Genomic DNA, 25,279 nt, shown 5'->3' with positions numbered 1-25,279 from the left:
TGCGTGGGACGTGAGCATCAGGACTCCTCGTCGGGGGGACGTGTCTCCGGCGGTCGGATGTCGGACGGAGCCGTGTCCGGGGGGAGGCGGAGCCGGTGGGCGACCACGTCGGCGGCGACCACCGAGAGCCGTGTCCCTCGGGCGTAGGCGTGGGCGCGCAGCCGGATGAAGGCCTCCTCGAAGCCGACGCCGAGCTGGACCATGAGGATGCCGGTGGCCTGGTCGATCTCGGCGCGGTATCCGCCCAGGTCGTCGAAGGGTGCGGCGTCCGGCCGGCCGGTGCCGGGCGCGTGGGTGTCGAAGGGGACACCCGTCTCACTGATCCGGGCATCGAGCAGAAGCAACGTGGCAGCGTCCGCGAAGGCCATCGCATCGGCGACCTCTTCCGCGTCCAGCTCGACCGAACTGCTGGAGTACAGGTCGAGTACGCCGGGGCTGATGGCCCCGATCTGCAAGGGGAAGGCGAAGACCGCTCTGGCACCCGCCTCCAGGGCCGCGTCGGCGAACACCGTCCAATGCCGCTGGAGTTCACCGGCCAGCAGGTCGGGGCAGAGGATCGTCGAGCCGAGGGCGTAGGCGTCCACGCAGGGGCCCTCGCCCAGGGTGAGCTGGAGTTCTTCCAGATGCTGACTGACGGAGTCGGTGCTGCACAGCGGATGACTCGCCCGGTCGCGGGACATCGCGGACATCCCGGCCCCGCCGACCGGCAGCGCCGCCACCGCCGCCGTACACACGTCGAGGACGCCGACCCGGGCGTCGCGCAGGGCCGCCTGCTCAGCCACGAGAGCCTGGATCCGTGCCGACCGGCTGCCGGGAATCATGACGACCACCGGGTCCAGGAGCGGTGGTCAAGTCCCGCCAGCCTCGCCGCCGTTCGCATCCCCAAGGGGAGAACCGGCGTCGGGAGCACGGCCCCGTCGGCCGCCCTGCGCCCGTCTGCGACGTCCGTCCGGTCCCAGCGGCGGGGAGCGGCTAGGACCGGCTCGTCAGGCCGGTCCGCCGAGACATGGATGATGCGGCCGCCGTCGTGCGGGTACGGCTCCGTCGGCGGGTGTGTCAAGGGCACTGATTCCAGGTCGATCTCGCCGGTCGGGGTGACCGGCGCCCGGTTGTTCGTGTCGTGCCGGCAGACGTTCAGGGTCGGTGGGATACCCATGGGGCAGGGTGCCTCGGTTCACGAGACCGTACCGGGTACGCGGTACGGCCGTCCGGTCGTGCAGGCAGGTGAATGACCGATCCAGCAGCCGATGTTCCGGAGCCTAGGACCCAGCCGGTTACCTCGGGATGCGCGGGGCGGGCGGACGGGTGGTCCGCTCTCCACGGGCATATGGGCCGAGCCGTGGTGGCCCGCCGGGGTCTGGGACGTCCGTACGCAGCATAGTCCCGAGGCCGGTCTCCTGGTTGGTCCGGAGAGGGGCACCACGATGTCCGGACGGCGGTGATCGGCGGCTCCCGTGCTGGCCGGGGCGCTGGTCGCAGGCGGAACACCGCCGGCCAGGCAGTCGTCCTGTTGTACCGCTCGCTCCGGAGTGGCATGGCCCACGCCGCAGGTCAACGCCCGGCCGTCTCCCTTGTCGACGCGGGCTCGGCATCCGGGAGTTCCGCGAGCTGGGCAGGGGCCGCTGGGGCGAACGGAGTCTCGGCGGGAGCGTTCACCGGCTCGGCCGGTGGCGTCGGCAGGATGCGGTCCTCCCACCAGGACAGGCCCATCACGGCGGCGAGCAGGACGAAGGGAGTCGAAGCGGGAACGATCAGCGCGTACATGTGTACCGCCTGCCGGGTTAAGGGTGCCACGCGGCGGACAGCGCAGGGGTGTCCGTCTGAGACGCATCGATGCCGCGCCGGGGTCCAGTGGCGACGGCGGGTGCGGGAGCGGCCCCTTGGCTACGGGACGGAATCCGGCACTGATGCGTGAGGTGCGCCCCGAAGGAGCGCGAGAGGTGGTCGACGCTGCCGGGGGCTCGGGCCGTACCACGCACGTCAGCCCTCGCCGTACTCTCCGGACGGACGGCAAGTGGCCATCCGCCACCGACCACTTCCGTCGGACGCCGCGGACACGGGGCGCTATCCGCGACCTCTTGAAAGGGCTACGCTGTGCGAACAGGCCCTGGTCCCCGGCAGTGATGGTTCGTTCCGCTCCGGGAAGGCCCGCCGTGTTCGTTCTGCTTCTCCTCCTGATCGTCGTCCTGTTCGGCCTCGGCTTCCTCAATTCCCTCTGGTGGGTGGCCGCTGCCGTGTTGATCTTCTGCGCCACCCGCTACGGCCGCGATCGCGGGGGAGGCTGGATCCGTGGCGACGGGTCCGATCTCAAGGGCTACCGGGACTACGAACAGCGCCGGGACCGTCAGGACCGCTGGGACCGCCGCTACAGCCGTCAGAACCGGGCACGCTGGAGGCGTGAGGACCGCAGGGACCACGAACACCGTGGGTGAGCGGTGAACCGGCTCGGCGTCAAGGGATCTCCGGAAGGTCGCGGCCTGGCCGGGACCGCCCGTACGGCCGTAACAACGACTCCGGCGCAAACACGCCGGAGTCGCCCTTCCGGGCGGCTGCACGTGAGAGTGAGCCAACCCACCATCCATGGTACTGCGGGCAGCGGTGTCGCAGTCGCTTCGGGGCCCTGGGCGCCAGAGCCCCTCGACACGTTCCTCGGAGAGGTGCAACCGACAGCAGACGACTCGTTCGGCCGTCTCTATGACGACGACTCTCCCGTCTGCACCACGGGCCGGGCCGCCGACATGTCCGGCACCACCCAGGGCTTCCTCCGTGCCATCGGTGAAGCCCGCCGCAGCAGCCCGCTGCGCTCCGCGGCGGTGCGCCGGGCGGTACTCTCCCGCCTGCTTCAGAATATGAGTGCATGATCGCCGAAGACGCTCAGCCGCCTGCACACGGACGGAAGTCCCAGAGCGGCCCCACACCCGACGCCCCGCGCCCCCCTGCCGTTGACGCATTTGCGGGCGCGACCGGTCGGCCGGCTGCCGGACGGGCGGCGGGCGGCCTGGAAGGCGGGGCGGAACGGGCGGCGACTGCGCTGAAGCCGAGGATGCGAGGCTGGCTGCACGCCGGGGTGTTCCCGCTCTCGCTGGTCGGCGGCGTCGTCCTGATCGCCCATTCGCGCTCGGCTGCGGCAGCGGCGGCCTGCTCGGTGTACGCGGTGTCGGCCTGCCTGCTGTTCGGTACCAGCGCGGTCTACCACCGCGGAACGTGGGGGCCGCGCGGGGAGGCGGTCCTGCGGCGGCTGGACCACGCGAACATCTTCCTGATCATCGCCGGCACCTGCACCCCCCTGGCCGTGCTCCTCATCCCGTCGGACCGGCGGTCCGTGCTGCTGTGGATCGTGTGGACAGGCGCGCTGGCCGGCATCGCGTTCCGGGTCCTTTGGGTCGCAGCTCCGCGCTGGCTGTACACCCCCTGCTACCTGGCCCTGGGATGGGCACCGGTGTGTTACCTGCCCGACTTCCTGCACACCGGTGGAGCAGCCGTACTCGCCCTGATCGTGGCCGGCGGGCTGCTCTACAGCGCGGGCGCGGTCGTCTACGCCCTCAAGCGTCCCGATCCTTCACCGGCCTGGTTCGGCTTCCACGAGGTTTTCCACGCCCTGACCATCACCGCCTTCACCGCGCACTACACGGCCATCGTCGTGGCAGCCACGTGAGCGCATTCGGGGGATGCCGAAACGCAGGACTCGGGGGGCAACCCTGGCCGCGCACGGTCCGGGAGAGGCTGCTGGGGGGCGGCTCCCGGGTCCCGGGGTGCAGTGTGACCTGTCCGGTGCTGGGCTTGGCACAGGTCCTTCGCACATCCGGGGCGGAGTCCTGAGCGTCATCGAGCAGTGAAGGAGCCGCTGTGACCGCAAGAGGGCAGGGCGGCGGGCGGGCCCCTCGTCACACCGGGGGCGACAGCCGCCGGGACGGTGTGATGACGTTGGCGGGGGCGTTGGAGGCGGCGGAGTCCGCGGCGCCCGTGGAGTCGCTCGACGTGGTCGCGCGCATGCTCAAGGAGCATCTCGGGGCCGTGTCGGTGTCGTTCCTCATCGCCGACTTCACCGGCAGCTCCGTCGTACGGCTGGGGGCGGCGGGCAGCGTCGACACCGATGAACCCGCCCGGCGCATCACGCTGCGGGGCACCCTGTACGACGACGTGATCCGCACCCAGCGGCCCGGCGTGGAGGACAAGGGCGAGGGCGCGCTGGTGCGGATCGTCGCCCCGGTGACCAACCGCGGGGACGCCATCGGGCTCCTCGAACTGTTCCTGCCCGCGGCGCCGGACGAGGAGGTGATGCGGGAGATCGGCGAGACCGCGCACGCGCTGGCGTACATCGTCATCGCGAACCGGTCCTTCACCGACGTGTACCAGTGGGGCCGGCGCACCACCCCGCTGAGCCTGGCCGCCGAGATCCAGCACCGGCTGCTTCCGGCGTCGCTGGCGTGCGAGGCGGCGCAGTTCGCGGTGGCCGGGGCACTGGAGCCCGCCGACCACGTCGGGGGCGACACCTTCGACTACGTGATCGACCGGGACACCGTCCAGCTCTCCGTCACCGACGCCATGGGCCACGACGTCGACGCCGCACTCCTGGCCACCCTCGTGGTCGGGGCCCTGCGCCGGGCACGGCGGGCCGGCGCGAGCCTCGGGGAACAGGCCCAAGAAGCCGACCGCGCCGTGCGGGAACACGGCCGCGAGGGTTATGTCACCGGTCAGCTGCTGCGGATCAGTCTGCTCGACGGCGGTACCGAGTTCGTCAACGCCGGCCACCCCTGGCCGCTGCGGATGCGGGACGGTCAGGTACAGGAGATCGTTCCGAAGGTCGACAGGCCGTTCGGCTTCCACACCCCGCACACCTACCGGGTGCAGTCGCTGGACCTGCGGCCGGACGACCGGCTGGTGATGCTGACCGACGGCATGCTGGAGCGCAACGCCAAGAGCCTGGACCTGTCGGACCTGATCGTCCGCACCCGCGCACTGCATCCCCGCGAAGCCGCGCACGTCCTCATCGGGGCGATCGTCGACGCCGGCCATGGTCACCTGGAAGACGACGCGACCGTCATGTGCCTGGACTGGCACGGCGGCAGCCGCTCTCGGCGGGACGCCGCCACCGGCGCCGACCTCACCGACGCCTCACAACCGTCAGGGACGGGACGGACCGGTCCCGGGCGATGACTTTGGGCGGGTGGGGAGGAAGGCGGCGACGCGGTTGCTGTGTTGCCGATTGAGCAGGTGGACGAGAAAGCACCGTGGGGCCGACCATCGACAGGAGCACGACCATGGTCGCAAATGTGCGTGTCGTCCCCACCTCCCCATCGGCTGATACGGCAGCGTGGTGGTGACGAGGGGGATCCGTGGACGCGCGGGAGGTGCGACCGGACCGCGGACCTCATGTCCTCTTTCGCAGTCCCAGACCGCTTTTACGGCCCGGTCGCTCTCGTACTCCGTCCGCAGGCGTGCCGCCTCCTCCATCAGCCGGCCCTCCAGGCATGGCACGCAAGTCACCCCGGCCTCAGGGAGGTTGGTTCGCCGGCGGGAAGGACCAGCACGCGGAGCAGCGTGGCGCTGGTCGGCTGCCTGAACTCTCCCACGTCCAGCCATCCCCAGGAACGGAGTGTGGTGAGGGTGGGGCGATCGGTCCGGTCCACGAGGGTGACGCCGAGTGACACCTGGTGATCGGCCAGCAGCCGCTCCTGCAACCGGCGGGCCACATACGCGTCCTGCGGGTGCGGAGGGACGAGGACGGCGGTGATCGCGAAGACGCCCCCGGTCGCTGCGAGTTGCTCGATGCCGCGCGGGAGGGACCAGTCGAACCCGATGGACCAGAAGCTGTCGCCGCGCACCGGGAATCCGAAAGCGCATCCCACCAGGCCGTCCGTCTCCGCGATCACCATGCCGAAGCCCGGCCGCCGGATGTCGGCGGCGAGACGGTTCAGAAAGTGCCGGCGGCTGGGACGGCAGTACGCATCTGGACGCGATGTCTCGTGGGAGTCCACGTAAAGATCCGTCAGCCTTCCGCTCAGGCCCTGTGCCAGCTCGCGGTTCACCCGACGTAACCGGACCGCTTCCATAGTGGACGATTCGCTGTCACGGGGCTCTCGTGGCTGTCCCCGCCCCGTCCGGGCCGTCACCGCGCATCACCCGAGACGGATGAGAGCGGCACGGTCCGGCGCCGCACGGTCTGGGCGGTCGAGGCCGGGACATCCCCCAGCGGAGGTGACAGAGGCCCGAACGGAACGTCGAGGAGCAGAAACCCGGAGCCGGTGAGATCGAGAATCAGGCCCAGCACCGGTGGTGGGTGGTGCAGTCGCAGGGTCCCGCCGGCCTCGGTGGTCTGCTGTGCGGCGTGGAGGAAGACGTTGAGGCCTGTGCAGTCGCAGAAGGTGACAGGAGTGAGGTCGATGTCGATGGCGCGGATGTCGTCGCTCAGGCATCGGGCCAGCGCCGTGCTTACCAGCGGGGCCGATTCCAGGTCGATCTCACCGGCCAGGGTGATCAGTACCCGCTTCCCTCGGTCATGGCGGTGGACGGCGAGCTGCGGTCGGGGCATGACGCCTCGATTCGGTGGACCATCCGGCAGCGGATGAGGTGACGCCGGGGATCCCGGCCCTCTGGCGCGCCGTCGGCAGGGGCGTACGTTCGGCGGAGGCGGAGCAACGCTCGGTCCGACAGCACACCGGACGCGCCCGGTTTCCTCCAGGGATGTGCCGGGTCACGGACGAAGAGTCCGCTCCCTGCAGCCATCTGTGTCGAGCAGCGACAAGCCGCCAGGGTCTGGGACGTCCGTACGGCAGCATAGTCCTCGAACCGGTCCGGCGGACGGCCGGAAGCCGTCCGTTCCTCGTACCCGGGCCACGCCCGGACATGATGCCGCGCGCGTGCATCCGTGCCCTGCATGCTTCTGCTGGAGCTCGCGGCCGCCTGCGCAGCCTGCACGCGGCTGCGCGGTCCCGCCAGTGTTGTCCACTCGTGATCTACGCCGTCCAACTCGGCTACCTCGAAGGCCAGTTGCAGAGGGCATTCCCTCTGGCCGCCTCTGAGTGACCCGGGCCGAACCGGGGTCGGTCCTGGCGAAGGCGGTGATGTGCGGCATGGCGATCCCGTCCCTGAGAGCGGGGCGCGGCCGCCCCGCGTGCCGTGGTCGCCCCCAGGGTCGTGACCTCCGGGGCGCACGGGCAAGCCGACTTCCGCCAGGCGGAAGGGCATCGCGGTGACCGCCCAGTGCCCGGCGGTTCCGATGGAACGCGTGCGGCCCGATGTCCGTCTTGGCGTGCGGGGCGCCGTGCGGCCTGTTCTCGCGGTCGAGGCGGGCCGGCGCCCCGGGGCCGGTCGGGGAGCGTCCGGTGTCCGCGTCCTGACCGGGTGAACTCTTCCTGAGCCGTGCGGTGTTCCGGCGTCCGCGTCGCGCCGCATCGGCTTCACGCGTCCTGACGCACCTTCAGCAATGTCATTCGGAAAGGGAACTTGCCATGATCTTCGTCGCCGTCGTCTTCGCCCTCCTCGTGTCCGCCATCGTCATCGCGCCGATCGCCCTCGGTGTGACAGCGGTCAAGAAAGTCCGCTGGCGGACACAGGCGCAGCGGCACGGCCTGCGCACCGAGGGCAGATGCATACGCGTCGAGACGGTGCGGCGTTCGGGAGGCGGGTACGGCACCTCGACACGGCGCTACTTCCTCTTCGAGTTCATCACCCGTGAGGGCCGCCAGGTCCGCTTCGAGGACGCCGCCCCGAACACCACCGTCCCGGGCGACATCCTCATCGTCTCCTACCTCCCCGAGTACCCCGAGCGGGCCACGGTCGCCCTGCCCGACGACCGCACGGCCCAGCGGGAGCTCGGCTGTCTGCTGGTCTTCCTCGGCGTCGTGGTGGCCATCGCGCTGGTCGTCGCCGTCGTGGGGGTCGGCCTGTTCTCCCTGTTCGCGACCGGCATCTAGGCCCCGACGGGACATTCCGGGCCGGCTCGCCGCGACGCGCGGCCGGTCCGGAATCGTTCGTCTGACGTACCGCCGCCCTTCACACAAGGGACAGGGGGGCCTTTCCTGACGTTCGGTGCGCTTGGAAAACTCCCTTCGCGCACGTTCCATCATCCGGCCGCAGGGCCCGTCAGGACGAGAGGTCACCCCAGTCATGCCTCAAGTGAATCGGCGCCGCTTCTTCCAACTCGCCGGTGGAACAGCGGCGTTCACCGCCCTGTCCGGCAGCGTCCAGCGTGCGGCGGCACTGCCCGCGCACCGCCGCTCGGGCTCGATCCAGGACGTCGAGCACATCGTCGTGCTGATGCAGGAGAACCGCTCGTTCGACCACTACTTCGGATCGATGAGAGGCGTCCGCGGATTCGGCGACCCGCGTCCGGCCACCACGACCGGCACCAAGCCGGTCTGGTACCAGTCGGACGGCACCAGGGACATCCTCCCCTTCCACCCGGAGGCGGACGACCTCGGTCTCGCGTTCCTCAAGGACCTGCCGCACGGCTGGAGCGACGGGCACGCCGCGTTCGACAAGGGCAGGTACGGCAAGTGGGTGCCCGCCAAGTCGGCGACGACGATGGCCTATCTGACACGTGAGGACATCCCGTTCCACTACGCGCTGGCCGACGCGTTCACCGTCTGCGACGCCTACCACTGCTCCTTCATCGGCTCCACGGACCCCAACCGCTACTACATGTGGACGGGTCACACGGGCAACGACGGCAAGGGCGGCGGACCGGTCCTCGGCAACGACGAGGCCGGGTACGGCTGGACGACGTACCCGGAGCGCCTGGAGGCGGCCGGGATCTCCTGGAAGATCTACCAGGACGTCGGCGACGGGCTGGACGCGAACGGCTCCTGGGGCTGGATCCCCGACGCCTACCGGGGCAACTACGGCGACAACTCGCTGCTGTACTTCAACCAGTACCGCAACGCCAAGCCGGGCGACCCGCTCTACGACAAGGCCCGAACCGGCACCGACGCCCGCAAGGGCGAGGGGTTCTTCGATCAGCTCCGGGCCGACGTGCAGGGCGGCAAGCTGCCGCAGATCTCCTGGATAGCCGCCCCCGAGGCCTTCACCGAACACCCCAACTGGCCCGCCAACTACGGCGCCTGGTACATCTCCCAGGTCCTCGAGGCGCTCACCTCGGACCCCGAGGTGTGGAGCAGGACGGCCCTGTTCGTGACCTACGACGAGAACGACGGCTTCTTCGACCACCTGGTGCCGCCCTTCCCGCCGCAGTCCGCGGCCCAGGGCCGGTCCACGGTCGACGTCGGCCCGGACCTCTTCGCGGGCGACGCGAGCCACGCCGCCGGACCCTACGGACTGGGCCAGCGGGTGCCGATGCTCGTCGTCTCGCCCTGGAGCAAGGGCGGTTACGTCTGCTCCGAGACGCTCGACCACACCTCGATCATCCGGTTCATGGAAGCCCGGTTCGGGGTGCACGAGCCCAACATCTCGCCCTGGCGACGGGCCGTCTGCGGCGACCTCACCGCCGCCTTCGACTTCTCCCGCAAGGACAGCGGGCCGGTCGCGCTGCCCGCCACCGACGGCTACCGTCCGCCGGACGGCGACCGCCACCCCGACTACGTGCCGGCCCCGCCCGCGAACGGCGCTCTGCCCCGGCAGGAGCGCGGCTCGCGTCCGACCCGGCCGCTCAAGTACGCGCCGCTCGTGGACGGTTCGGCGGACACCGCGGCCGGAAAGTTCACCCTGACGTTCGCCTCCGGCGCCCAGGCGGGCGCGGCCTTCCTCGTCACCTCCGGCAACCGCACCGACGGCCCCTGGACGTACACCACCGAGGCGGGCAAGACCATCGCGGACACCTGGAACTCGGCCTACTCGGGCGGCTCGTACGACCTCACGGTGCACGGTCCGAACGGCTTCCTGCGCACCTTCAAGGGCGCGGGCAGGACGGCCGGCCCCGAGGTCACCGCCCGTCACACCGGGTGCGACATCGAGCTCACCGTCGTCAACAAGGGGAGCGCCACAGCGACGCTCAGGCTCACCGACGGCTACGGCGGACCGGCCCGTGTGCTGCGGGTCAAAGCGGGCGCGACGGTCAAGCACACGGTCGACCTGCGGGCGAGCGCGTGCTGGTACGACCTGAGCGTGGTCTGCGACGGCCGGGCGGACTTCTTGCGCCGATTCGCCGGACATGTCGAGAACGGCCGGCCCGGTGTCAGCGATCCGGCCCTCATCACGGTCTGATGGGTCCGCAACTGACCGTGGTTTTCCGGCCATGTCGGGGTAGGGTGCGCCGGTGACCACGCATTCGAACACTCCTGCTGGCTGGTACCCGGACCCGAACGGGAAGCCTCAGACGCAGCGTTACTGGGACGGCTCGCAGTGGACCGACCAGGAGGCCCCGGCCTCACAGCAGGTGCCGCACCAGGGCCCGCCTCCGCAGCAGCCGTTCCCGCAGCAGGCCGGCGCAGCCGACCCGCGCGTCCAGCGCCAGGTGCAGGAGCAGGCCGGGGTGGCCCCGAGCGGTGTCGGCGGCGGCACCCTGTTCACCGAGCCGGTCCTGGTGGTGAACCAGAAGGCCAAGCTGATCGAGCTGACCAACGAGTACAAGGTCATGGACCAGCAGGGCAACCCGGTCGGCTCGGTCGTCGAGGTCGGCCAGGGCGTGTTCCGGAAGATCCTGCGCTTCGTCTCCAGCCTCGACCAGTACCTGACGCACCGGCTGGAGATCCGGGACGCGCACGGCGTGCCCCAACTGCTGCTCACGCGCCCCGCGAAGATATTCAAGTCGCGGGTGGTCGTGACGCGTCCTGACGGTTCGCCCGTCGGCGAGATCGTGCAGCAGAACATGATCGGCAAGATCAACTTCGCGATCAACGTCGACGGCCAGAAGGTCGGCGCGATCAAGGCGGAGAACTGGCGCGCCTGGAACTTCGCGATCGTCGACCACTCGGACAAGGAGGTGGCCCGGATCACGAAGACCTGGGAAGGCCTCGCCAAGACGCTGTTCACCTCGGCGGACAACTACGTCCTCCAGATCCACTTCCAGCTCCCCGAGCCCCTGTTGAGCCTCGTCGTCGCCACCGCGCTGACCGTCGACACGGCGCTCAAGCAGGACGCCCGCGGTCTGGGCTGACCGGCCCCCGCCATGCGGAAGGGCGGCCGCGGAACTCTCCGCGGCCGCCCTTCCGGCTTGTCCTACAGCGATGTCAGATGGCCCGAGCCGGGCCGGCGGGGCACCAGCGACGGCTCGTACGCCGGCGGTCCCGACTCCAGCGCGAGCACCGCGGCTACCGGGTGGTCGTCGTCCGCCGAGCCGTCCCGCAAGTCGTCCGTCAGGCCGTCCGTCAGGCCGTCCGTCAGGCCGTCCGGCAGGCCGGTCGGACGGGAGTCCGCGGGGGCCTCGGCCGGTTCGGGCGCCGAGCGGGACAGCGTCACCACACCCCACGCGGCGGTCGAGGCGCCCGCGAACCCGAGCAGCAGCCCCGCCGCGCCGCCCTGAAGGCGCTCGCCGAGCAGGGACAGCCCGATCACCGCGGCGGCCAGCGGGTTGGCGAGCGTCACGACGGCCAGCGGGGCGCCGAGCCCGCCCTGGTAGGCGGTCTGCGACAGCAGCAGTCCGCCCGCCGCGAAGGCCGCCACGAGCAGGGCCACCACGACGACCTGCGGGCTGAACGGCGAGTCCGAACGGTTCGTCGCCGCGACGGTCACGGTCTGGGTGAGCGCCGACGCCACACCCGAGGCGAACCCGGAGGCCGTCGCGTGCCGCAGCCCCGGCCGGGCACCGCGGGTCAGAACACCGATGACGGCGGCGGTCGTTCCCGCGACGGCGAGCGCCTGCGGCAGGCTCAGCACCTCGTCGGGCGCGGCCCCGGACGCCGTGACGAGCAGCGCGGCCAAGCCGGTCAGGGTGAGCGCGGTGCCGCGCCACTCGACCGCGCTGACCCGCCGTCCGGCGAGCCGCGCGCCCAGCGGCACGGCCGCCACGAGGGTGAGCGCCCCGAGCGGCTGGACCAGCGTGAGGGTTCCGTACTTGAGGGCCGCCACGTGCAGGAGGGCCGCCGAGGCGTTCAGCGTCACCGACCACCACCAGGCGCCCCGGGTCAGCAGGCGCAGCGTGCCCGTGCCCGAGCCGGCGGTCCGGGCGGCGAGCCGCTCCTGCGCGACGGCCGCGGAGGCGTAGGCGACGGCGGAGAAGAGGGAGAGGACGACGGCGACGAGCGTGGGGTTCATCGCCCCGCTCCCACGAGACCGGGCAGCTCCCGTACGGGCGTCCCCGCGGACTCCGCGGCCCGCGGCCGCGCCGGGACCGCCTTCGTCCGGTGCGGCGGGTGGACCACGGCGAGGGCGACGCAGAGCAGCGCTGTCGCGGCGATCGCGTCGAGCCAGTAGTGGTTCGCCGTGCCGACGATCACCAGCAGGGTGAGCAGGGGATGCAGCAGCCACAGCACGCGCAGCCGCGACCTGGTCGCGGCCATCATGCCGACGGCGACCATCAGCGCCCAGCCGAAGTGCAGCGACGGCATCGCCGCGAACTGGTTCGCCAGGGCGTCGGCCGCCGGGTGCGCCCCGTACACCGAGGGCCCGTACACCCGGGCGGTGTCGACCAGGCCCGTCTCGGCGAGCAGCCGCGGCGGCGCGAGCGGGAACAGCAGGTGCCCGACCAGGGCGGCGGCCGTGACCAGGGCGAGGACCCTGCGGGCCCACACGTAGTGCGCGGGGCGCCGCAGATAGAGCCAGACCAGGAAGGCCGCGGTGACCGGGAAGTGCACGGTCGCGTAGTAGGTGTTGGCGAGGTGCACGAGCGTGTCGCCATGCAGCAGTGCGGTCTGCACGGTGCCCTCGCCCGGCAGGTGGAGCGACCGCTCCCAGCCCCAGACGCGGTGCGCGTCGGCGTAGGCCTCGTCGGTGCGGCCGCCGGCCAGCAGACGCCCGGCCTTGTAGACGACGAAGAGCCCGACGACGAGCAGCAGCTCCCGCAGCAGCGGCGGGCGCGCGACGGCGTTGTCGGGGCGTGTCGTCGGCCGCGCGCCCGCGTGGGAGCGCGGCCGCGCGGCTGTCGCCGTGCCGGGTGCGGGTGTGCCGGGCGTCGCCGCGTCGGGCGGCTCCGGTTCCGGCGCGGAATCGGATGCGGAATCTGCAGGCTCGGTGAGGAAATCCATCCCCGGCCCCCTTGCTGACGGTCTGATCTCGTGGGAAGCGCGGTGAGCCCAGGACAGGATCCACTCGGCGTTCCCGGTGCGGGAGGAGTGGATCCTGTCCGAGGCTCATCGATACGGCAGTGTACCGATACGACTAAGTACCGATACGCGAGTGTACCGATACGGAGGCGTACCGGTACCCTTGCGTATCGATTACACTTCGGACAAGACCGCACCGGCACAGCCCGGATCGAGCGAGGAGAAGCGCCATGACGTCGCAGGCCGCGGACGGACCGGAGACGGTCGTCGCCTCGCGCCGCTCCAAGATCACGCCCGAGCGTGAGCAGGAGTTCTACGACGCCGTGCTCGAACAGATCCGGGAGTGCGGGTACGAGGCCCTCACCATGGAGGGCGTCGCCGCCAGCACCCGGTGCAGCAAGTCCACGCTCTACCGGCAGTGGCGGACGAAGCCGCAGTTCGTCGCCGCCGCGCTGCGCAACAACCGCTGTCCGCGGTTCACCGGCATCGACACCGGCACGCTCGCCGGCGACCTGCGCGAGGCGGCGCGGGCGGCGGGGGAGTGGTCGGCCCGGGACAGCACGCAGCTGCTCCAGGGGCTCGGCAACGCCGTGATGCAGGACAAGGAGCTCCAGCAGGCGCTGCGCGAGGCGCTCGTCGAACCAGAGGTCGCCGAGCTGCGGCAGATGATCGGCCGGGGCGTCGAACGCAGGGAGGTCACCGCGGACCACCCGGCGCTGGAGTTCATCCCGGCGCAGATGCTGGGCGTCCTGAGGGTGCGCCCTCTTCTGGACGGCCAGTACGCGGACGCCGCGTATCTGACCCGCTTCGTGGAGGCCGTCGTCCTGCCGACACTGGGCCTCACCTGATGCTCAGGCCACCGTCCGTGGGATGACCGGACGTCGGCCTGTACCGCGCCGCACCGTGGGGACGGGGGCGGCGCGCACCCCCCGGCCGGGTGGGGTTCCCCTTGAGCGGAGGGGCGCTCCACCCGGCCGATCAATTTCCGGAGGAGCGCCGGGAGTGCCCGAAAGTGCCGGGGCCCGGGCCGCGGCTGGGCCCGCCGGGGACCGCGGGTGCGGAGCGGAACAGAGCCCCGTACCGTCGGAGCCGGAGCCGGAGCCGGAGCCGGAGCCGGAGCCGGAGCCGGAGCCGGAGCCGGAGCCGGAGCCGGAGCCGAACCCGGGCCCGGACCGGTCACAGCCGGGGCGGGGCCCCGCCCCGGCGGAGCAGGACCCCCGCACGGGCGGCCGCTAGACGTTCTGGCCGTTGCCGCCGGCCCCCGACGCCACCTTGATGCCCTTGGTGATCGTGTCGATGACCGACTGCTCGGGGGCCTTGGAGCTGATGTCGACGCCGAAGCGGACGACGACCAGTGAGCCGTGGTCGGCCGGGGACGGGAACACCAGTGACTCGACGTAACCGTCGTCGCCCTTGCTCGTCACGACCTTCCAGCGGACCATGTAACCCTTCTCACCTGCCACCGTGACCGCCTTCGAGGCGAGCTCGGTGTGCGAGGTGATCGAGCCGTAGCCCTTGCCGTACGACTCGGTCGCGTTCTTGGAGATGTCCTCCTTGGCCGCCGCCTCCGCCGTCGTGGACTTCAGTTTCTGGGCCGCCGCGGGGGCCGAGTAGGCGCCGCCGCGCTGGCAGTCCTTGGAGGTGTCGCCGGGGCATTTGTAGGTGTCCTTGGTGGCCACCGAGGCCGTGCCCGCGCCGCTCCGGCCGGTCCAGCCGTCCGGGACCGGGATGCTGATGCCGTTGTAGAGGTCCGTCGCGAAGCCCGGATCGGTCTCGGGCCGGCCGGACTCGTCCGGCGCCGGATTCTGCCCCCCGGAGCCGCCGGACCCGCCCGAGCCATCGGAGCCTCCGTCACCGTCCGAACCCCCGGAGCCGCCGGGTGCCCCGTTCGGGCCGCCCTCCTGGCCGCCCCCGGGCCCGCCCGGCACGCCCTGGCCGTTCGGGCCGCCGGGGCTCGCCGAGGCCGCGTCGCCGCCGCGCCCGTCGTCCCTGGTCAGCGCGTACACGCCACCGCCGATGCCGGCGAGGACGGCCACGGCCGCCGCGACGGCTATGCCGGTCCGCAGCCCGCGCCGCGGCGCGGAGGGGGCGTACGCGGGATAGGGACCGGCCGCCGCCGGGTACCCCGGGGGACCCCATGCGGCCGCCGACCCGACGGGGCGGACCTGGTCGGTCCATGTCGTACCGTCCCACCAGCGCTCGGTGGCGGGAGCGTCATCTGTCTGCCCGGGGTCGGGGTACCAGCCGGGGGGAGTCACCTGCGTCATGGACCCACCGTATGAGTCGAGGGTGAAAGGCGGATGAGAGGGCTCCCCCTCCGACGATTCTTGACGCGAGCATGCGCAGCCTGGGGACGGCCGGGTCCGGGCGGACACGGAGGCCCACCGGACGGATGAAGAACGCCAGTACCAGGAGTGCGCCGGGCGTGCGCGGCGCACGGCGCGGGCGTCGGCTCGCGGGCGTGAAGCGGCGGAACCCGGCGGGCGCTGGCCGACGCCCCGGCACGCCGGACGCGACCGGCCCGACCGGACCTCCGCGGCACCCGTGCGCCACGTCCCGGAGGAGCGCTCCCGGAGAGGGCGTGCAGGTCACGGTTGCGCGCGGGGGCGCTCGTGCCGGTACTCCCCGCGGTCACCCGCGGTCCGGCCGGGCGCGGTCCGGGGTTGCCTGTGAAGGAGGAAAATTACCTTCATTTTTCTAGCAGTTGACTATCCGTCATTTCCACCTGGGAAGACGGGACATGGACCGGCGTGCGCTCCGCGCGGTCGCCGTCGTCCGTCCCGGCAACTGGTGCCGGGTCCCGCCTCCGCCACGGCTCCCGTGAGGCTAGGCTCATGAGAGTTACGTCGTACGGGCGACCTGGGGAGGTAACGGGATGACGGAGGCACGGCCCGGAGCGGTCGCCTCGGCCTCCCTGTGGGAGCGCGACGGGGAAGTCGCCACCCTCGGAGAGGCGATCACCGCGCTGCGCGCGGACTCGGCCACCTCGGGCACCGTGCTGGTGCTCACCGGAGAGGCCGGACTCGGCAAGACCGCCCTCCTGGCCGAGGCGCGCAGGATCGCGGAGAGCAACGGCTGCGCCGTGTGGTCGGCGCGCGGCGGCGAGACCGTCACGTCCGTCCCCTTCAACGTCGTACGGCAGCTGCTCCAGCCGGCCCTGCTCTCGCTGCTCCCGGAAGAGGCCCGCGAGTACCTGGGGGACTGGTACGACATCGCCGGGCCCGCCCTCGGCATCGCCGAACCGGGCGACCGGCAGCCCGACCCGCAGGGCGTCTGCGACGGTCTGGTCGCCGCGGTGCGCCGGCTCGCGAAGCGCGAATGGCCGCTCGTGCTGCTCATCGACGACGCGCACTGGGCCGACCAGGAGACCCTGCGCTGGCTGGCCTCGTTCGCCGAGCGCCTGGACGACCTGTCCGTCCTCGTCGTGATGGCCCGCAGGCCCGGCGGGGTCGGCGGCGAGAGCGCCCGGCTGCTCGACGCGGTCGCCGCGGTGGCCCGCCCGGTCTCCACGCTGACCGCGCTGACCCCGGCAGCCACCGAGGGACTCACCCGGGCCACGCTCGGCGAGCACGCCGACGCGCCCTTCTGCCGCGAGGTCTGGGCGGTCACCGGCGGCAACCCGTACGAGACCGTCGAGCTGCTCGCCAAGGTCCAGGACAGCGACCTGGAACCGGTCGAGGGCTCGGCCGCCGAGCTGCGCGACCTGAACCGCTCCGCCCGCGGCCGCGGACTCGTCGCCCGCCTCGAAGGACTCGGCATCGACGCCACCCGGTTCGCCTGGGCCGCCGCGATCCTCGGCACCGGGATCTCCCTCGACCTCGCCGCCCAGCTCGCCGGAATGCCGGACGACGACGCCTCCCGCTGCGCCGAACTGCTGGGCGCCGCCCGCATCCTGACCGCCGTCGGATCAGCGGGCGGCCGGTCGGGGTCCGAGGAGCTGGAGTTCGTCCACCCGCTCATCGCCTCGGCGGTCTACCGCTCCATCCCGGACGCCCTGCGCACCGCGATGCACGGCCAGGCGGCCTGGGCGGTCACCGAGTCCGGACGCGGTGCCGCCGCGGCCTCCCGCCATCTGCTCGAAGTCCATCCGGACGACGATCCCGAGCTCGTCGAGCAGATGCGCGAAGCCGCCCGCGAACACCTCGCCGTCGGCGCCCCGGACGCGGCCCGGCGCTGCCTGGAGCGCGCCCTGAAGGAGCCGCCGCTGCCCGAGGTGCACGCACGGGTCCTGTACGAACTGGGCTGCGCCACGCTGCTGACCGCGCCGGCCACGACCATCGGCCACCTCCGGGCCGCGCTGGAACGCCCCGGTCTCGAGGAGACCGAGCGGGTCGACGCCGTCTTCCGGCTCTCCCAGGCACTCCTGCACAACAACCAGCTGGACGAGGCCGTCCGCACGGTCGACGCCGAGGTCGAGCAGCTGGAACCGGGACCCGCGCGGATGCGCCTCCAGGCCGTGCACTACATGTGGGAGGGAATCCACGCCGGCGAGGAGCGCGCCGGACAGTCCAGCGGCCTCGCCGAGCTCGTCACGACCTGCACGGGTCGCGACAACTCCGAGCGCGCGCTGCTGATACTGCGCGGCTTCGACGCCATGCCCCGCGGCGAGAACGCCGAGGTGGTCGTGGAACTCTGCGACCGCGCACTCGTCAACGGCCGCCTGGCACCCGGACTCGCCTGGACCGACACGGAGTGGGGCGTCGAACTCCTGCTGATGCTGGGCAGCGCGTACGCCTACACCGACCGGCTGGACCGCGCCGAGAGCCTGTTCAGCGAGGCCCTGCACGCCTATGTGAAGGCGGGCTGGAGCGGCGGCCACCTCTCGCTGGCCAACGCCTACCTCGGACTGGCCCTGCGCAGGCGGGGCCGTCTGGCCGACGCCGAGCACTACCAGCGCGCGTCGCTGCGGCTCGCGGAGCGGGTCGGTCGCGGACTGCCCTGTACTGGTCGGCGACCTGCGGGCTCATCGACACCCTGCTGGCCCGCGGGCACGTCGGGGAGGCGGCGGAGATCGCCGAGCGCTACGGCTTCGCACCTCCGTACCCCGCCACGATCGTCCTGCCCGACACCCGTTCGGTGCGCGGCCGGCTCCTGCTCGCCACCGGCCGCGCCAAGGAGGGCATCAACGAACTGGAGGCGGCGGAGAAGGCCGCCGCCGCGCGCGGCCACCACAACACGGTGCTCGCGCCCTGGGCCGTCGACCTCGCGCGGGCACTCGCCAACGAGGACCCGGCCCGCGCCGCCTCCCTCGCCGCGGACGCCCGCCGCCAGGCCGAGCGGTTCGGCACCGACACGGCGATCGGCGAGGCCCTGCGGTGCGCCGCCGCCCTCGAGACCGGTCAGCGCGCGGTCCGGCTGGCGGCCCAGGCCGTCACCTATCTGGAAGCCTCGCCCTGCCAGTACGAACACGCGGCGGCCCGCATCGAGTACGGCATCGCGTCCCGCTCGGTGCCGGAACTGAACAAGGGCCTCACCCTGGCCCGCAGTTCAGGCGCCGACGGCCTGGCGGCGAAGGCGGAGGCGGCCCTGGCGGGTCTGTGACGAGCCCCCGGCCGCCTCGCGATCGGGGTCAGTCCGGCGGGCTCGACGGAGAGTCCCCGGCCTCCTCGGTGTCCTCCGCCAGCACCCGTTGTGCCACCGCGAACGCCGAATTGGCGGCCGGGACGCCGCAGTAGACCGCGCTCTGGAGCAGCACCGCGCCGATCTCGTCCTCGGTGAGTCCGTTGCGGCGGGCCGCCCGGACGTGCAGGGCAAGCTCGTCGAGGTGGCCGTGCGCCACCAGCGCGGTCAGTGTGACCAGGCTGCGTTCGCGGCGGCTGAGCGTCGGGTCGGTCCAGATCTCGCCCCAGGCGTAGCGCGAGATGAACTCCTGGTACCGGGCCGTGAAGGGGGTCTGCCGGGCCTGCGCGCGGTCCACGTGCGCGTTGCCGAGGACCTGGCGGCGCACCCGCATACCGGGCCCGGCGTCGCCGGAGAGGTGCGCACGCAGGGCCGTCAGCACGGCCTCGGGACACTGGGCGGGCGCCAGATGCGAGGCGCCGGGGATCTCCACGAGCGCCGCGCCCGGCACGGCGTCCGCGATCTCCCGCAGGTGCGCGGGCGGTGTCGCGGGGTCCTCGCGCCCGGCGATCAGCAGCGTCGGCACGGTGATCGACGCCAGCCGGTCGCGGAGGTCGAACGCGGCCAGGGCGTCGCAGCAGGCGGCGTACGCCTCCGGGTCGGCGTCCCGGTGGTCCTGGACCAGTGCCGGCACGGTGAAGCCGGCGGTGAACCAGCGGGAGTCGGCGGTCGCCGCGACGGGCCCGAGCCCCTCGCGGCGCACCAGTTCGGCCCGTTCCTCCCACGGCTTCGACCCGTTGAAGTGGGCCGAGGAACAGATGGCGGCGAGGGAGGTGAGCCGCTCGGGGTGGTGCACCGCCAGATGCAGGCCCACCGCGCCGCCCAACGAGACACCGGCGTAGGCGAATCGGCCGATGCCGAGGGAGTCGGCCAGCTCCAGCACCAGCGCGGCCAGGTCCGCGACCGTCGCCCCGGGGCCGATCGCCCCGGCCGGCGCACCGCCGTGTCCGGGCAGGTTCCAGCGCACCACCCGGTGACCGGCGGACAGTTCGGGCGCGACCTTGTCCCACAGGGCGTACGACGTCCCGAGCGAGGGCCCGAGGAGCAGCGGGGGAGCGGAGGGGGACCCCTCCGTGTAGTGGGTGAGCAGGTTCGCGGTCAACGTCGCTCCAGAGCGCGGTCGGTGAGGACTCCGGCGGAGCCCGTGTAACGGGTCGGGTCGGTCAGGTCGGCGAGGTCGACCCCGGACAGCCCCTGGAGGGCGGGCTCCTCGCCGAGCAGCTCCGCGAGGGGGCGGCGCTCACCGGCGGCCCGTTCGGCGGCCCGGGTCAGCAGCTCCTTGGCGCGGGCCCGGCCGAGGACGGGGGCGAGTTCGGCGGCCAGCCGCTCGGAGACGATCAGCCCATGGGTGATGCCGAGGTGTTCGCGCATCGCGTCGGCGTCGACCACCAGCCCCTCGGCGAGTTCGGCCGTGTCCCGGGCCGCCCCGCCGACCAGCCGCAGCAGATCGCGCAGGGGTTCCCACTCGGCGTGCCAGGCCCCGGCCGGCCGCTCGTCCTCGGCCGCCATCGCGCCGTACAGCGTCGCCGCCAGCAGGGGCGCGCGCCGGGCGGCGGAGGCGACGAGGGTCGCCCTGACCGGGTTCGCCTTGTGCGGCATCGCGGACGAGCCGCCGCCGGAACCCTCGGCCAGTTCGGCGATCTCCGTGCGCGAGAGGGTGAGCACGTCGACGGCGGTCTTGCCGAGCGCACCGGCCGTGAACGCCAGCACCCCGGCCAGGTCCCCGATCGGGGTGCGCAGGGTGTGCCAGGGCAACACCGGCTCGGCGAGGCCCAGTTCGCGGGCGTACGCGGCGACGAGGGCCCGGGTGTCGTCCGCGCCGAAAGCGGTGAAAGCCGCCAAGGTGCCTGCTGCGCCTGCCAGTTGGGCAGGCAGGGAGACCCGCACGGTGCGCAGCCGGTCCCGGGCGTCGAGCACGAGCGACCGCCACCCCGCCGCCTTCAGTCCGAACGTCGTCGGCACGGCGTGCTGGGTGAGCGTGCGGCCGGGCATGACGGTGTCCCGGTGCTCCGCCGCCAGTCGGGCGAGCCGGGCGTCCGTCCGCTCCAGGTCGGCCAGGACGAGGTCCAGGGTGCGGGCCGCGACGAGCATCGCGGCCGAGTCCAGGACGTCCTGGCTGGTGGCGCCCCGGTGGACGTAGGCGCCGAACTCGGCGGGGACGGCCGCCGTCAGGTCCGTGACCAGGGGGATCACCGGGTTCCCGCCGCCGCGGGCGCGCAGCGCGATCGAGGCGAGGTCGAAGTCGGCGGCCTCGGCGGCGCGGGTCACCGCAGCCGCGGCCTCGGCCGGGGCCAGCCCCAGGGACGCCTGGGCCCGGGTCAGCGCGGCCTCCGCGTCGAGCATGGCTCGCAGATAGGCGCGGTCGCTCGTCGCGGCCGACGCCGGGGAGCCGGCCCGGCCGGGGGCGAGCAGACCGGTGTCGGCCGCGAGGGGGTCGGCAGGTGTCACGGGAACTCCAGGAAGACCGTCTCGCCTTCGCCCTGAAGGCGGATGTCGAAACGGTACGTCCGCGGCGCGCCCTCGGCCGCGATCAGCGTGGCGCGCCGCTCGTCGGACAGCGCGTCGAGCAGCGGGTCCGGGCCGTCGGCCAGATAGGCGCGGGTGAACAGATGGTGCGTCAGCCCCCGGGCGAACACGCACACCGCGATGTACGGCACCCCGGCGTTCCCCGGCGGCAGCGTGCGCAGCGCGTACCGGCCGTCGGCGTCGGTGGGGACCCGGCCGAAGCCGGTGAAGTCGACCCCGTCGCGGCCGAGGAAGCCGCCCGTGGACGGGTCGCGGCGCAGGGAGCCCGGGGCGCCCTTCAGGGAGCCGTCGGGCGCGGCCTGCCAGAAGTCGAGCAGGGCGTCAGGGACCGGCGCGCCCGCCCCGTCGTACACCTGGCCGTGCAGGGTGATCGTGTCGGGGTGGCCCGGGGGCGCGATCTCGCCCCCGCCGGGGAAGGGCAGGGCGTGGCCGTAGAAGGGGCCGATGGTGTGGGCGGGGGTGGGCAGGGGCCGCTCGGTCATGCTCATCGGCCTTCCTCGATCCAGGTGGCGGAGGGGCCGTCGAGGACGATGTCCCAGGCGTAGCCCAGGGAGAACTCGGGCCGCGACAGCTCGTGGTCGTAGGCGGCGACCAGCCGGGCGCGGGCGGCCTCGTCGGTCACCGACCGCAGGATCGGGTCGTAGGGGAAGAGCGGGTCGCCGGGGAAGTACATCTGGGTGACCAGCCGCTGGGTGAACGCGGTGCCGAAGACCGAGAAGTGGATGTGCGCGGGCCGCCAGGCGTTGGTGTGATTGCCCCAGGGATACGGTCCCGGTCTGACCGTGGTGAAGGAGTACCGTCCCTGATCGTCCGTCAGGGTCCGCCCCACGCCGGTGAAGTTGGGGTCCAGCGGGGCGGGGTGCTGCTCGCGCAGATGGGCGTACCGGCCGGCGGCGTTGGCCTGCCAGATCTCGACGAGCTGCCCGCGCACCGGGCGGCCGGCACGGTCGAGCAGCCGGCCCGAGACGGTGATCCGCTCGCCGATCGGCTCGCCCCGGTGCTGCAGGGTGAGGTCGTTGTCGATCTCGGTGATGTCGGTGACCCCGAAGACCGGGCCCGACAGCTCGACCGTCTCCGGGTCGCCGCCGCTCACGGCCACGAGCGGCTGCTTCGGGTGGCGCAGCCGTGAGCTGCGGTACGGGGGGTAGTCGCGCGCGGGGTGGTGCCGTACGGGCGAGCCGCCGGCCACCGCCTTGTCGTACGCGTCCTGGTGGTCCTTGATCTCGGCGTCGATCTCCGCCTGAGTGAGAGCCATGGTCGGGTTCCTAGCGTTCGAGGACGAGGGCGAGGCCCTGGCCCACGCCGATGCAGAGGGTGGCGACGCCGGTTCCGCCTCCCTTGCGGGCGAGTTGGTGGGCGACGGTTCCGGCGAGCCGGGCTCCGGAGGCGCCGAGTGGATGGCCGAGGGCGATGGCGCCGCCCTGCGGGTTGAGGATCGCGGGGTCGAGGTCGGGCCATTCGGCGAGGCAGCCGAGGACCTGGGCGGCGAAGGCCTCGTTCAGCTCCAGCACCGACAGGTCGTCGAATCCCTTGCCCGCCTTGGCCAGGGCGCGGTTGACGGCCTCGACGGGGGCGAGTCCGAAGTACTGCGGATCGATGCCGGAGACGCCGGTCGCGGAGACCCGGGCCAGTGGTTCGCGGCCGGTGGCCGCCAGCCCCTCGGCGTCGGTCAGCAGCAGGGCCGCCGCGCCGTCGTTCAGGGGTGAGGCGTTGCCCGCGGTCACCGTGCCCGCTTCCGCCCGGAAGGACGGCTTCAGGCGGGCCATGGCGTCGAGGGAGGCGTCGGCGCGTACGCATTCGTCGGCGCCGAACCCGACCGGCGGACCCTTGCGCGCGGGCAGGGACAGCGGGGCGATCTCGGGGTCGAAGAGACCCTCGGCCTGGGCCCGGGCCGCCTTCCGATGACTGGTGAGGGCGAACTCGTCCTGCTGTTCCCGGGTGATCTTGTGCTTGTCGGCGATGAGTTCGGCGGACTCGCCGAGCGGGATGGTCCACTGCGGGTCCATCCGGGGGTTGACCATGCGCCAGCCGAGCGTCGTGGAGTACAGCTCGGTGTGCCCGGCGGGGAACGCCCGCTCGCTCTTGGGCAGGACGTAGGGCGCTCGGGTCATGGACTCGACGCCGCCGGCCAGCGCGATCGAGGCGTCGCCGAGCGCGATGGCGCGGGCCGCCTGGATCACGGCTTCGAGTCCGGAGGCGCACAGACGGTTGACGGTCACGCCCGGCACGGAGGTGGGCAGCCCGGCCAGGAGCGCGGCCATGCGGGCCACGTTCCGGTTCTCCTCGCCCGCCCCGTTGGCGTTGCCGAGGTACACGTCGTCGATGCGGGCGGGGTCCAGGTCCGGGGTCCGGGCGAGGAGTTCGCGTACGGCGTGCGCCGCCAGGTCGTCCGGGCGGACGGCGGCCAGCGCGCCGCCGTACCTGCCGACGGGCGTGCGCACGGCGTCGACGATGTAGACGTCCTTCATGATCCGATCCCCTCCGGGACGACGATGTCGGCGGCGGTCCTCGCCGCGATCTCCGCGGCGGTGACGCCCGGCGCGGTCTCCACCAGCACCAGTCCGGCTTCGGTGACGTCGAGGACGCCCAGGTCGGTGATGATCCGGTTCACACAGGCCTTCCCGGTGAGCGGCAGCTCGCACTCGCGCAGGATCTTGGGCGATCCGTCCTTGGCGGTGTGCGTCATGACGACGATGACCGTCCGGGCGCCGTGGACGAGGTCCATCGCGCCGCCGATGCCGGTGATCATCTTGCCGGGGACGGCCCAGTTGGCGAGATCGCCGCCGGCCGACACCTGCATCGCGCCGAGCACGGCGACGTCGATGTGCCCGCCGCGGATCATCCCGAAGGACAGCGCGGAGTCGAAGTACGAGGCACCCGGCAGGACCGTGACGGTCTCCTTGCCCGCGTTGATCAGGTCCGGGTCGACCTGGTCCTCGGCCGGGTAGGGGCCGGTGCCCAGGATGCCGTTCTCGGACTCCAGGATCACCTCGACCCCGGCGGGGAGGTGGTTGGGGATCAGCGTCGGCAGGCCGATGCCGAGGTTCACGTACTGGCCGTCGGTGAGTTCGCGCGCGGCGCGGGCGGCCATCTCTTCCCTGCTCCAGGGCATCACGCGCCCACCGTTCCGTCCGTGGCGGACGCCGAGACCGTCCGCTTCTCGATCATCTTGGAGTCCGCCTGCTCGCGGGTCAGGGCCACGACGCGCTGCACGAAGATGCCGGGCAGGTGCACCGCGTCCGGGTCGATGGCGCCCGGCTCGACGAGCTCCTCGACCTCGGCGATCGTCACCCGGCCTGCCATCGCGGCGAGCGGGTTGAAGTTCCGGGCGGACTTGTTGAAGACGAGGTTGCCGTGCCGGTCGCCCTTCGCGGCCCGCACCAGCGCGAAGTCGGTGCGGATGCCGTGCTCCAGCACGTACGCGGTGCCGTCGAACTCCCGCACCTCCTTGGGCGGGGAGGCCACCGTGACGCCGCCGTGGCCGTCGTAGCGCCAGGGCAGCCCGCCCTCGGCGACCTGGGTGCCGACCCCGGCGGGCGTGTAGAAGGCGGGGATCCCGGCGCCGCCGGCGCGCAGCCGCTCGGCCAGGGTGCCCTGCGGGATCATCTCGACCTCCAGCTCGCCGGCCAGGTACTGCCGGGCGAACTCCTTGTTCGCGCCGATGTACGAGCCGGTGACCCGGGCGATGCGTCCGGCGGCGAGCAGGGTCGCGAGTCCGCGGTCCATGGCCCCGCAATTGTTGGAGACGACCCCGAGCTCGCGTACGCCCCGCTCGTGGAGCGCCCGGATCAGTACGTCGGGCACGCCGCTGAGGCCGAATCCGCCGACCGCCAGGGTCGCGCCGTCCGGTACATCGGCCACCGCCTCCAGGGCCGTGGCGACCACCTTGTCCATCCGTGAAGCCCCATCTCTCCCGAGTGTCCTGCACCTCCAATTAATCAGCACACTGATTAATTTTCGAGGTGCCCGACACGCTGCCATCCGGAGTTCGGCCCGTCAAGACTCCAGATAGGCGACGTTGGGGGAGTGGTCGGCGG

General features: G+C 72.5%; 21 protein-coding genes and 2 pseudogenes. 9 read left to right on the top strand and 14 right to left on the bottom strand.

Annotated elements, in window-relative coordinates; translation table 11 throughout:
- Nucleotides 1–17: 17 nt before the first annotated feature.
- Together IO36_RS09730 and IO36_RS09720 are read right to left on the bottom strand one after the other, a co-directional pair.
- Nucleotides 18–782, bottom strand: a complete 765-nt coding sequence (locus tag IO36_RS09730; RefSeq protein ID WP_245173178.1) for a GAF and ANTAR domain-containing protein — start codon at nucleotides 780–782, stop codon at nucleotides 18–20.
- Nucleotides 783–1,551: 769 nt separating this feature from the next.
- Nucleotides 1,552–1,764 (bottom strand): hypothetical protein, encoded by a 213-nt coding sequence (locus IO36_RS09720; RefSeq protein WP_037618129.1) that lies wholly within the window; start codon nucleotides 1,762–1,764, stop codon nucleotides 1,552–1,554.
- A 389-nt stretch (nucleotides 1,765–2,153) separates the two neighbouring features.
- Here IO36_RS09720 and IO36_RS09715 point away from each other — a divergent pair, with 389 nt between their 5' ends.
- The 4 genes and pseudogenes from IO36_RS09715 to IO36_RS09700 all read left to right on the top strand — a co-directional run bounded on the left by IO36_RS09715 (nucleotide 2,154) and on the right by IO36_RS09700 (nucleotide 5,157).
- Nucleotides 2,154–2,432, top strand: a complete 279-nt coding sequence (locus IO36_RS09715; protein ID WP_037618128.1) for a hypothetical protein — start codon at nucleotides 2,154–2,156, stop codon at nucleotides 2,430–2,432.
- A 225-nt stretch (nucleotides 2,433–2,657) separates the two neighbouring features.
- A pseudogene (locus tag IO36_RS09710) lies at nucleotides 2,658–2,822 on the top strand (MerR family transcriptional regulator); the annotation flags it as partial.
- Between the two features lie 35 nt (nucleotides 2,823–2,857).
- Nucleotides 2,858–3,655: a PAQR family membrane homeostasis protein TrhA gene (gene trhA / locus IO36_RS09705; RefSeq protein ID WP_425535513.1), complete on the top strand. Its 798-nt coding sequence runs from the start codon at nucleotides 2,858–2,860 to the stop codon at nucleotides 3,653–3,655.
- Between the two features lie 263 nt (nucleotides 3,656–3,918).
- On the top strand, nucleotides 3,919–5,157 hold the full coding sequence (locus tag IO36_RS09700) for a PP2C family protein-serine/threonine phosphatase (RefSeq protein WP_037618126.1): 1,239 nt from the start codon (nucleotides 3,919–3,921) through the stop codon (nucleotides 5,155–5,157).
- Nucleotides 5,158–5,483: 326 nt separating this feature from the next.
- Here the strand turns inward: IO36_RS09700 and IO36_RS47670 are convergent, their stop codons facing one another.
- Together IO36_RS47670 and IO36_RS09690 are read right to left on the bottom strand one after the other, a co-directional pair.
- Complete coding sequence (locus tag IO36_RS47670; protein WP_245173177.1) at nucleotides 5,484–5,978, bottom strand: hypothetical protein; 495 nt, start codon at nucleotides 5,976–5,978, stop codon at nucleotides 5,484–5,486.
- Between the two features lie 131 nt (nucleotides 5,979–6,109).
- Nucleotides 6,110–6,532, bottom strand: coding sequence for an STAS domain-containing protein (locus tag IO36_RS09690; protein WP_037618125.1), 423 nt, complete (start codon nucleotides 6,530–6,532; stop codon nucleotides 6,110–6,112).
- A 919-nt stretch (nucleotides 6,533–7,451) separates the two neighbouring features.
- On the opposite strand from IO36_RS09690, the gene IO36_RS09685 reads away from it, so the two are divergent.
- The 3 genes from IO36_RS09685 (at nucleotide 7,452) to IO36_RS09675 (ending at nucleotide 11,053) form a co-directional block, all read left to right on the top strand.
- Complete coding sequence (locus IO36_RS09685) at nucleotides 7,452–7,916, top strand: DUF3592 domain-containing protein (protein WP_051900200.1); 465 nt, start codon at nucleotides 7,452–7,454, stop codon at nucleotides 7,914–7,916.
- 193 nt (nucleotides 7,917–8,109) lie between these two features.
- Nucleotides 8,110–10,161, top strand: coding sequence for a phosphocholine-specific phospholipase C (locus tag IO36_RS09680; RefSeq protein ID WP_037618123.1), 2,052 nt, complete (start codon nucleotides 8,110–8,112; stop codon nucleotides 10,159–10,161).
- Nucleotides 10,162–10,213: 52 nt separating this feature from the next.
- Entirely contained in the window at nucleotides 10,214–11,053 is an 840-nt protein-coding gene (locus tag IO36_RS09675) for an LURP-one-related family protein (RefSeq protein ID WP_037618121.1), read from the top strand.
- 62 nt (nucleotides 11,054–11,115) lie between these two features.
- Here the strand turns inward: IO36_RS09675 and IO36_RS09670 are convergent, their stop codons facing one another.
- Nucleotides 11,116–12,150 (bottom strand): DMT family protein, encoded by a 1,035-nt coding sequence (locus tag IO36_RS09670; RefSeq protein WP_037618119.1) that lies wholly within the window; start codon nucleotides 12,148–12,150, stop codon nucleotides 11,116–11,118.
- Entirely contained in the window at nucleotides 12,147–13,079 is a 933-nt protein-coding gene (locus tag IO36_RS09665) for a phosphatase PAP2 family protein (protein ID WP_078943081.1), read from the bottom strand. The genes IO36_RS09670 and IO36_RS09665 overlap by 4 nt, the downstream gene beginning before the upstream one ends.
- 248 nt (nucleotides 13,080–13,327) lie before the next feature.
- Here IO36_RS09665 and IO36_RS09660 point away from each other — a divergent pair, with 248 nt between their 5' ends.
- Nucleotides 13,328–13,945 carry a TetR/AcrR family transcriptional regulator gene (locus IO36_RS09660; RefSeq protein WP_037618117.1) on the top strand — a complete coding sequence of 206 codons (618 nt, stop codon included), beginning with the start codon at nucleotides 13,328–13,330 and terminating at the stop codon, nucleotides 13,943–13,945.
- 384 nt (nucleotides 13,946–14,329) lie between these two features.
- Here IO36_RS09660 and IO36_RS09650 read toward each other — a convergent pair whose 3' ends face one another.
- Nucleotides 14,330–15,364, bottom strand: a complete 1,035-nt coding sequence (locus IO36_RS09650; protein ID WP_037618113.1) for a DUF2510 domain-containing protein — start codon at nucleotides 15,362–15,364, stop codon at nucleotides 14,330–14,332.
- 608 nt (nucleotides 15,365–15,972) lie between these two features.
- Between IO36_RS09650 and IO36_RS09645 the strand changes: the two are divergent.
- A pseudogene (locus IO36_RS09645) lies at nucleotides 15,973–18,638 on the top strand (ATP-binding protein).
- 28 nt (nucleotides 18,639–18,666) lie between these two features.
- On the opposite strand, the gene pcaD reads toward IO36_RS09645, so the two are convergent.
- Genes pcaD through IO36_RS09610 form a run of 7 tightly spaced genes read right to left on the bottom strand, consistent with a single transcriptional unit; the run spans nucleotide 18,667 to nucleotide 25,136 of the window.
- Complete coding sequence (gene pcaD, locus IO36_RS09640) at nucleotides 18,667–19,818, bottom strand: bifunctional 3-oxoadipate enol-lactonase/4-carboxymuconolactone decarboxylase PcaDC (RefSeq protein WP_037618112.1); 1,152 nt, start codon at nucleotides 19,816–19,818, stop codon at nucleotides 18,667–18,669.
- Complete coding sequence (gene pcaB / locus IO36_RS09635; RefSeq protein WP_037618111.1) at nucleotides 19,815–21,164, bottom strand: 3-carboxy-cis,cis-muconate cycloisomerase; 1,350 nt, start codon at nucleotides 21,162–21,164, stop codon at nucleotides 19,815–19,817. Before pcaB ends, pcaD begins: the two co-directional genes overlap by 4 nt.
- Nucleotides 21,161–21,724, bottom strand: coding sequence for a protocatechuate 3,4-dioxygenase subunit alpha (gene pcaG, locus IO36_RS09630; RefSeq protein WP_425535518.1), 564 nt, complete (start codon nucleotides 21,722–21,724; stop codon nucleotides 21,161–21,163). Before pcaG ends, pcaB begins: the two co-directional genes overlap by 4 nt.
- A 2-nt stretch (nucleotides 21,725–21,726) precedes the next feature.
- Complete coding sequence (pcaH, locus tag IO36_RS09625; protein WP_037618107.1) at nucleotides 21,727–22,497, bottom strand: protocatechuate 3,4-dioxygenase subunit beta; 771 nt, start codon at nucleotides 22,495–22,497, stop codon at nucleotides 21,727–21,729.
- Between the two features lie 10 nt (nucleotides 22,498–22,507).
- Nucleotides 22,508–23,710: a thiolase family protein gene (locus IO36_RS09620; protein ID WP_037618105.1), complete on the bottom strand. Its 1,203-nt coding sequence runs from the start codon at nucleotides 23,708–23,710 to the stop codon at nucleotides 22,508–22,510.
- Complete coding sequence (locus tag IO36_RS09615) at nucleotides 23,707–24,354, bottom strand: 3-oxoacid CoA-transferase subunit B (RefSeq protein WP_037618103.1); 648 nt, start codon at nucleotides 24,352–24,354, stop codon at nucleotides 23,707–23,709. The genes IO36_RS09620 and IO36_RS09615 overlap by 4 nt, the downstream gene beginning before the upstream one ends.
- Nucleotides 24,354–25,136 (bottom strand): CoA transferase subunit A, encoded by a 783-nt coding sequence (locus IO36_RS09610; protein WP_037618102.1) that lies wholly within the window; start codon nucleotides 25,134–25,136, stop codon nucleotides 24,354–24,356. The genes IO36_RS09615 and IO36_RS09610 overlap by 1 nt, the downstream gene beginning before the upstream one ends.
- Nucleotides 25,137–25,279: the final 143 nt, after the last annotated feature.

Origin of the sequence: Streptomyces aureus, assembly GCF_000725495.1 — a bacterium.
GTDB classification, from domain to species: Bacteria; Actinomycetota; Actinomycetes; order Streptomycetales; family Streptomycetaceae; genus Streptomyces; species Streptomyces aureus_B.
This window is presented reverse-complemented; position numbering and strand designations above follow the sequence as displayed.

Excerpts from the sequence above, each read along its gene's own strand:
- IO36_RS09680 (WP_037618123.1), top strand. The coding sequence starts at position 8,110 with ATGCCTCAAGTGAATCGGCGCCGCTTCTTCCAACTCGCCGGTGGAACA.
- IO36_RS09670 (WP_037618119.1), bottom strand. The coding sequence starts at position 12,150 with ATGAACCCCACGCTCGTCGCCGTCGTCCTCTCCCTCTTCTCCGCCGTC.
- IO36_RS09720 (WP_037618129.1), bottom strand. The coding sequence starts at position 1,764 with ATGTACGCGCTGATCGTTCCCGCTTCGACTCCCTTCGTCCTGCTCGCC.
- trhA (WP_425535513.1), top strand. The coding sequence starts at position 2,858 with ATGATCGCCGAAGACGCTCAGCCGCCTGCACACGGACGGAAGTCCCAG.
- IO36_RS09690 (WP_037618125.1), bottom strand. The coding sequence starts at position 6,532 with ATGCCCCGACCGCAGCTCGCCGTCCACCGCCATGACCGAGGGAAGCGG.
- IO36_RS09650 (WP_037618113.1), bottom strand. The coding sequence starts at position 15,364 with ATGACGCAGGTGACTCCCCCCGGCTGGTACCCCGACCCCGGGCAGACA.
- IO36_RS09620 (WP_037618105.1), bottom strand. The coding sequence starts at position 23,710 with ATGAAGGACGTCTACATCGTCGACGCCGTGCGCACGCCCGTCGGCAGG.
- IO36_RS09685 (WP_051900200.1), top strand. The coding sequence starts at position 7,452 with ATGATCTTCGTCGCCGTCGTCTTCGCCCTCCTCGTGTCCGCCATCGTC.
- IO36_RS09660 (WP_037618117.1), top strand. The coding sequence starts at position 13,328 with ATGACGTCGCAGGCCGCGGACGGACCGGAGACGGTCGTCGCCTCGCGC.
- IO36_RS09610 (WP_037618102.1), bottom strand. The coding sequence starts at position 25,136 with ATGGACAAGGTGGTCGCCACGGCCCTGGAGGCGGTGGCCGATGTACCG.
- IO36_RS09665 (WP_078943081.1), bottom strand. The coding sequence starts at position 13,079 with ATGGATTTCCTCACCGAGCCTGCAGATTCCGCATCCGATTCCGCGCCG.
- IO36_RS09700 (WP_037618126.1), top strand. The coding sequence starts at position 3,919 with ATGACGTTGGCGGGGGCGTTGGAGGCGGCGGAGTCCGCGGCGCCCGTG.
- pcaG (WP_425535518.1), bottom strand. The coding sequence starts at position 21,724 with ATGACCGAGCGGCCCCTGCCCACCCCCGCCCACACCATCGGCCCCTTC.
- pcaH (WP_037618107.1), bottom strand. The coding sequence starts at position 22,497 with ATGGCTCTCACTCAGGCGGAGATCGACGCCGAGATCAAGGACCACCAG.
- IO36_RS09615 (WP_037618103.1), bottom strand. The coding sequence starts at position 24,354 with ATGCCCTGGAGCAGGGAAGAGATGGCCGCCCGCGCCGCGCGCGAACTC.